General features: G+C 43.0%; 5 protein-coding genes and 1 pseudogene. 1 reads left to right on the top strand and 5 read right to left on the bottom strand.

Translation table 11 applies throughout. The features are described 5' to 3' along the window. The 5 genes and pseudogenes from IQ229_RS08575 to IQ229_RS08555 form a co-directional block, all read right to left on the bottom strand. Window positions 1-1,014, bottom strand: a 1,014-nt coding sequence (locus IQ229_RS08575; protein ID WP_194042903.1) for a tetratricopeptide repeat protein, incomplete at its 3' end; no start/stop codon positions are given. Between the two features lie 68 nt (window positions 1,015-1,082). Beyond that, window positions 1,083-1,790 (bottom strand): 16S rRNA (uracil(1498)-N(3))-methyltransferase, encoded by a 708-nt coding sequence (locus IQ229_RS08570; protein WP_194042902.1) that lies wholly within the window; start codon window positions 1,788-1,790, stop codon window positions 1,083-1,085. A 13-nt stretch (window positions 1,791-1,803) separates the two neighbouring features. Beyond that, a pseudogene (locus tag IQ229_RS08565) lies at window positions 1,804-2,244 on the bottom strand (Uma2 family endonuclease); the annotation flags it as partial. A gap of 99 nt (window positions 2,245-2,343) precedes the next feature. Beyond that, on the bottom strand, window positions 2,344-4,260 hold the full coding sequence (gene sir, locus IQ229_RS08560; RefSeq protein ID WP_194042901.1) for a sulfite reductase, ferredoxin dependent: 1,917 nt from the start codon (window positions 4,258-4,260) through the stop codon (window positions 2,344-2,346). A 240-nt stretch (window positions 4,261-4,500) separates the two neighbouring features. Next, window positions 4,501-5,040, bottom strand: coding sequence for a hypothetical protein (locus tag IQ229_RS08555; protein ID WP_194042900.1), 540 nt, complete (start codon window positions 5,038-5,040; stop codon window positions 4,501-4,503). Between the two features lie 392 nt (window positions 5,041-5,432). Here IQ229_RS08555 and IQ229_RS08550 point away from each other — a divergent pair, with 392 nt between their 5' ends. Then, the gene (locus IQ229_RS08550; protein ID WP_194042899.1) at window positions 5,433-6,374 is read left to right on the top strand and encodes an ADP-ribosylglycohydrolase family protein; all 942 of its coding nucleotides are present in this window, start codon (window positions 5,433-5,435) and stop codon (window positions 6,372-6,374) included. Window positions 6,375-6,463 lie beyond the last annotated feature (89 nt).

Genomic DNA, 6,463 nt, shown 5'->3' with positions numbered 1-6,463 from the left:
AGTCTGTTCTCTACGAAACAGATCGACGTGAGACTTGATATGAATCAACATTTCTGTTTGATCTAATGTTGTATCTGCAAAAGACGTGAAATCTGACCAGATTTTGACTTGAGGTAATTGCTGGTCAATCCAACTTGATAAACTATTCCAATTAATTCTGATTGTATTTTGGCTAGCTTGAGGAATGATTTCTAAACCTTGCTGAAATTCATAGCCGTTATCATACAGTCGGAGAATGGAACGTCTACCAGGTATGTGTAAATCACAAAACTGGGCATAGTCTTGTGTTTGAGTTTTCCATTCCAGTTTATGTCGGGCATCAACATCTACAACTTGTTCAAAAATGGGCAAAAGTCCTACTACTCTTGCTGTGACTTCTGACCAGTCAAAGGTGAGAGAACCAAGTTGATTGACTTCGTTTCGGCAAACAACAGTAGCTTGTGGGGTAGATGCTTGGAAATGTTTGACTTGATAAACTTGGATTTGCTGAATTTGCGCTATTGTTGCCCAAAAGCAAGGAATACCAGCCTGCTGTAGCTGTTTGCCATAAAATTTTAGTTCTCCTACTTGGCCAGTGCGGTACAATCTCCAGCCACGACTTGGGAGTACCAGGCGTGCAGTGTAGGGATCTAGCTGCATAATCTGAGCAAATTTTCGAGATGCTTCTGTTTTCATCTCGGTACTGAGTGGCTCTAAGATTAGTACGCCAAGTTCGGTGTTATTTGGTTCAGATTTTGCTTGGGAAATAGCTCTTTGTCTTTCTTCTAGCTCCATTTCTTGTAGCCGTCGCAAACCTTGGCGTGCGAGCGTTACTATTTTGGCGTTCCTTGTATCTCGCAGCAATTGCCGATAAATTTTTTCTGCATCTTGGTACTTTTGAGATACTTCATGTAGCCGACCGAGATAATATTGTACCCAAGGATTTTCGGGTGATTCTTTTTGCAGCTGTTTGAGTAATTTAGCTGCTGTTTGATAATCTTTATGTTCAAAGGCGATCGCAACTTGCTCAATCATCACTTACTTTAAATACATGCTGGAGTGATGTCTCGCGCAAAAGTAATTTTGCGTGAGCTATAAATCATTTATACTTCACAAGCTGCGGTAATTAGGGATAATGCTACTACTGGAGCTGTAACTGCTCTCAAGATGCGGCGACCAAGGGAAACCGGCTGAAATCCAAATGCGATCGCATTCTCGATTTCTTGTGTTGTCCATCCTCCCTCTGGGCCAGTAGCAATGACGATCTCCTCAGAGATGCTATTCAGGACTTTGTTTAAATGGGGATACTCACCACGAGCCTCACAAATGTAACGGTGACTTGTTTGATTAGCCGTGACAGCAGTGTTAAAAGTAACAGGCTCTAAAATTGTTGGTACAAACGAGCGCTCTGATTGCTCGGCGGCTTCCCCAGCGATGCGCCGCCAGCGTTCGAGCTTTTGAGGACTAGGATGAAGCAAAGTGCGATCGCTCAATACTGGTGCAATACAAGCTACTCCTAACTCTGTACAACACCGCACCACTTCATCAAATCCATTGTTTTTGGGCAACGCCACCATCAGCGTAATTGATATAGGTAATTCAGTTTCTACCAAAAGCGATTCTAAAACCTGTGCTTGTTCCCCTGCTAGCTGCGCCAACCACCATTTTCCTCTACCATCCATTGCAATAAAGCGATCGCCTTCGCGCAAGCGCAACACACGCCCCAAATAATGCTGTTGTTCTTTGGTAAGCAAAATTTGCCCTTGTTGAAATTGGGAGGGTGCGATCGCAATTCTTTGCAGTTGAGACATTTTTCTTAATAAATTATTGCCCTGCTGTAGATATCTGTTGTCTAACCCAGGTACGGAAAGCACGAGTTGCTGCTATTTGTCCAACTTTCTTGCTTTCTTGGATAAATCGGGGAATCTCTGTTACCAGCACAGGCGCAAAAGTTGGACTGCGATCGCTTTGCGAGTATTGTCCACTGTTAAGGGCATAGATTGTCAAGATATTTCCGTTATACCGCCAGAATTCTGGGACTCCCATTGAAGCATAAAGGCTTAACTTGTCTATCTTGGGTCTAGAATATTCTACTTCCAGTACTATGTCTGGTGGTGGGTCTGTATTTAGGTCAATATTTTCTTTGTTATGGACTAACAATTCATTTTGGATATAGTAACTACTGTCCGGCTCGCCTCCTTGCTCCAAATCATCCCGCGTCATAGTCAATGAGCCAGCGCTTTTAACTTCCAAACCAAATTCTTCTTTGGATGTGTTACCTAACTGTATTAGGACTTACGCGAGAGAGACACAGATGGATTTATCTGTGTCTCTCCTTGATTTCATTATCTTCAATTTTTCGGCTTACGAAAGATTCTGGAAGTAAGCCTCTAGCGCTTCACTCACCAACTGAGTCATCGGCTTACCTTGACTTTCTGCTACTTCCTTCAACTTGCTATAAACCTCTTCTTTCAAATTCACCCGATGACGCGATTTGTTTGCACCATTAGCAGCGTTAGGATCGTAGCTAGCTGCAAATTCGCGGATGGCATCAAAACCAACGCGATCGCAAAAATCACCAAAGCTTTCCTTCGATTTCCGTGACTTCTTAAAGTAAACAAAAATCGGCTCTAGGAAGGTGTCTAAATTATTATGGTGCAGCTTATCTATATAAGGTTGCGCCAGTCGAGTCTGATTTGGCGAACCCCCTAACCATAATTGGTAAGATTCTGGAGCGCTACCGACAAAGCCCAATTCTGCTAAGTAAGGACGAGCGCAACCGTTGGGGCATCCTGTCATCCTTACCACAAAATGTTCTTTTTGTAAACCAACTTTATCCAAAAGGGCGCGAACTCTTTCCAAAATACCCGGTATTGCCCGTTCTGATTCTGTGATTGCCAAGCCGCAAGTGGGCAAAGCCGGACAAGCCATTGCATACCGCACTAAAGGTTCGATTTTACTAGGGTCGTCTACGATACCGTGACGGCTGAGAATGTCTTGAATAGCTTGCTTACTATCTGGTTCGATATCGTAAAAAATCAGGTTATGGTTGGCTGTCAGACGGATGGATAAGTTGAACTGCTCGACAATTTCCCGCAAGGCGGTTTTCAGCTGAAACGAACCTTCATCCTTGATTCGACCATTATCAATGGAAATTCCTAAGAATAGCTTGCCATCACCTTGTTCATTCCAGCCGAGGAAGTCGTAATATTTAAACTCTGGCAGTGGCTTGAAGGCTTCAACTGGTTTACCAAAATATTCTTCAACTTGGGTGCGGAATTTATCTACACCCCAATCGTTGATTAGATATTTTAATCTGGCATGACGACGATCAGTGCGATCGCCATAATCTCTCTGGGTAGCAACAATCGCTTTCACTATGTCGTAAACGTCATCTTTCGCCACATAACCTATGGGGTCTGCTAACCTAGCAAAAGTTTCTTCTTTACCGTGGGTTCGCCCTAAGCCACCACCAGCAAAAATATTAAATCCTTCTAATTGCTTCTTCTTATTGGTAATCACTACCAACGTCAGGTCTTGAGAATACAAATCAATCGAATTATCCCCTGGCACTGTCACGCAAATTTTAAACTTGCGGGGCATATAGTGCGTGCCATAAATCGGTTCTTCGTTGTCATGGATAATTGTGCCATTCCCATTGCGTTGTCGGGCTGCCTTAACCTCTGGGGCTTCTTCAGCACTAATTGCCTTTTCCCCATCTAACCAAATTTCGTAATAAGCGCCTGTTTGCGCTGTCAACAAGTCAGCAATATTCTGGGCATACTCCCAAGCATACTGATACTCTGGGCGATTCTTAAAGGGGGCTGGTGGTGCCATCACGTTGCGGTTAATGTCGCCGCAAGCTCCCAAAGTCGAACCCAGGTTCTTGACAATTGTGGCGATCGCTGATTTCAGATTCTTCTTTAAAATTCCGTGCAGTTGGAAACCTTGACGCGTAGTTGCTCGTAACGTGTGGTTGCCATACTCATCAGCTATTTTATCTAAAGCTAGATACAGCTGCGGCGGTACTAAACCACCCGGATTTTTTGTCCGCAGCATAAACTGGTAATCTTTTTCCTGTCCCTTGGTGCGATTGTCGCGGTTATCCTGCTGATAGGAACCATGATACTTCAAAAGCTGCACCGCACTTTCGGTAAAATGCGTAGTGTCTTGAAGAACTTCAGTTGCTACAGGTTCACGCAGAAAATTACTATTTTCCTTGATTCCTTCTACTTTGGAAGGCTTACGGCTAGCGATAGGGGAAGGAGCAGATTTAACCATTAGACTTGTATAGTATTCTCAATAAAGCATTACGTAGACACCGAATCAGCACCTTTCGGCTACTTGATCCCCGGTAATCCGGCCGGAATAATGAGGAATGTTTTAATTTTACCACGGCAAAAGCCGGCTTTGTCAGTGATGTAATACTTAACAAAACCAGCTTTTTGGAGTAGTGAGTTTTAAGTGCTGAGTCCTGAGTACTTAAGTTAAGTATAAACTGACTGAGGACTCAATAATCTTTTATTTGAAGCGATATCCAATACCGCCATTGATACTAACAGCAGGAGTATCGCTATTTTGGTAGGCACCAAGCCCGACTTTAGCATTAGTGTAGACGAGGAAGTTATTAGCAACTTCCGATTCAACACCAGCACCTACCACTACTGAATCTTTATTACCTATGGGAGTTGGCGAACCATCTTTCTCTACAAAAGAATAACCACCAGTTAAATAGGCATTAGTTTTATTAGCTATAGGCACATCCACAGAAAGTTCTGGGATAATGGCACTTGTCTTATCACTCCAGAGGACATTACCGCGTGCAGAAAACGGCGTAGTTCCTAATTTCACGCGACCTGTAACATTACCACCAAATGTGGCATCATCGTTGATACCTTGTCCGCCACTGGTAACGCCAGCTGCAACACCAGCGCCAACATAGCTAGCATCAGTACCTTTTTTAGTTTCAGCAGAAGCTTGACCATCTGATAGAAAAAGAGGAGCAATTATTAAAGAAGACAATGCAGAAATTGTCATGAAAGACTTGAGTAAGCGCTTCATAATTTTTACCAAATTTTGTATTTTTTACTTGTATATTCCAAGCCGATAATTGTATGAGAATGTTCCAAATGTTTCTTAGATTTTATTAACTTAATGTTGCTATAGATGCTTGATGTTTACAGGCTAATTATCCCGAAAATTCAGAAATAAGCTGCTATAATTACATTCAATGTCTTTTCCTCTGGGTTCTTTGTTCCAAAAATAGACGCTTTTAAAACTGGCACAATATTTGGAACTAAAACTAAGCTGGGAAATGGTAAATAAAATACCTAGTTAACATTTTTCGCCGAGCTTTTCACATAGGATGAAAAGTAGGCTGTAGCATCCGTTGCAACAAGCTATAGAGGGAATCTATAAAGTTAATTTTGAGCAATTATTGTGGAGATTGAATAATGCTAACCGCTGCAAAAACGTTGTCTGGTTTGATGGGTTTATGTGTCGGTGATGCGTTGGGTGTGCCGGTGGAGTTTACTAGCCGGGCTGAACGAGCAAAATCTCCAGTGACAACGATGCAGGGTTATGGCACATGGAATCAACCACCAGGAACTTGGTCAGATGACAGTTCATTAAGCTTTTGCTTGGCAGAATGCCTTTGTAGAGGGTATTCTTTGGATGCGATAGCCAATTCCTTCTGGCGCTGGTATAAGGAGGCTTACTGGACTCCCCGTGGCGATGTCTTTGATATTGGTCAAACTACCCACACAGCAATTATGCGCCTGAAGCAGGGAGTTGTTCCCCATCAGGCGGGTGGGAAGGTCGAAAATAGTAATGGCAATGGTTCATTGATGAGAATCTTGCCGATGGCTTATTGTCACAGAAGTTTAACTTTAGGCGAATTACTGGCGCGGGTGCATGATGTTTCAGCGATTACTCATGCTCATGCGCGATCGCAAATGGCCTGTGGCATTTATATTAGTATTGCAGTGGCGCTCTTAGAAGGGGCTGACCTTCAAACAGCTTATCTACAAGGATTGCAAGATATCCAAACAATTTATTCTGTCCGAGAATTTTTGTTAGAGAAGCCGCATTTTGGCAGAGTTTTCAGTGGTGAAATTGCCAAGATACCAGTGGAAGAGATTAATTCTGGTGGCTATGTGATTGATACCTTGGAGTCATCCCTGTGGTGTTTATTAAATAGCTCGTCTTATTCTGAAGCGGTACTGAAAGCTGTCAACTTAGGCGGAGATACAGATACTACCGCCGCAGTCACCGGTGGGTTAGCGGGAATTTATTATGGCGTGGAAAATATTCCTAAACAATGGATGAACCAAATTGCTCGTAGACAGGACATTATTTACTTAGCAGAGCGTTTTGCAAGGGCTGTTTACAAGTAGTCTGTCAAGCAAAGTTTGAAGGGTAAAAAACGAACCGTAAAAGACGCAAAGAGCGCATTCGCGCAGCGTCTCGCAGAGAAGGAAGAGGG

It is taken from the genome of Nostoc cf. edaphicum LEGE 07299 (assembly GCF_015207245.1).
GTDB lineage: Bacteria > Cyanobacteriota > Cyanobacteriia > Cyanobacteriales > Nostocaceae > Nostoc > Nostoc edaphicum_B.
Note: the sequence above shows the minus strand (reverse complement) of the source record. Positions and strands in the feature narration are given on the sequence as shown.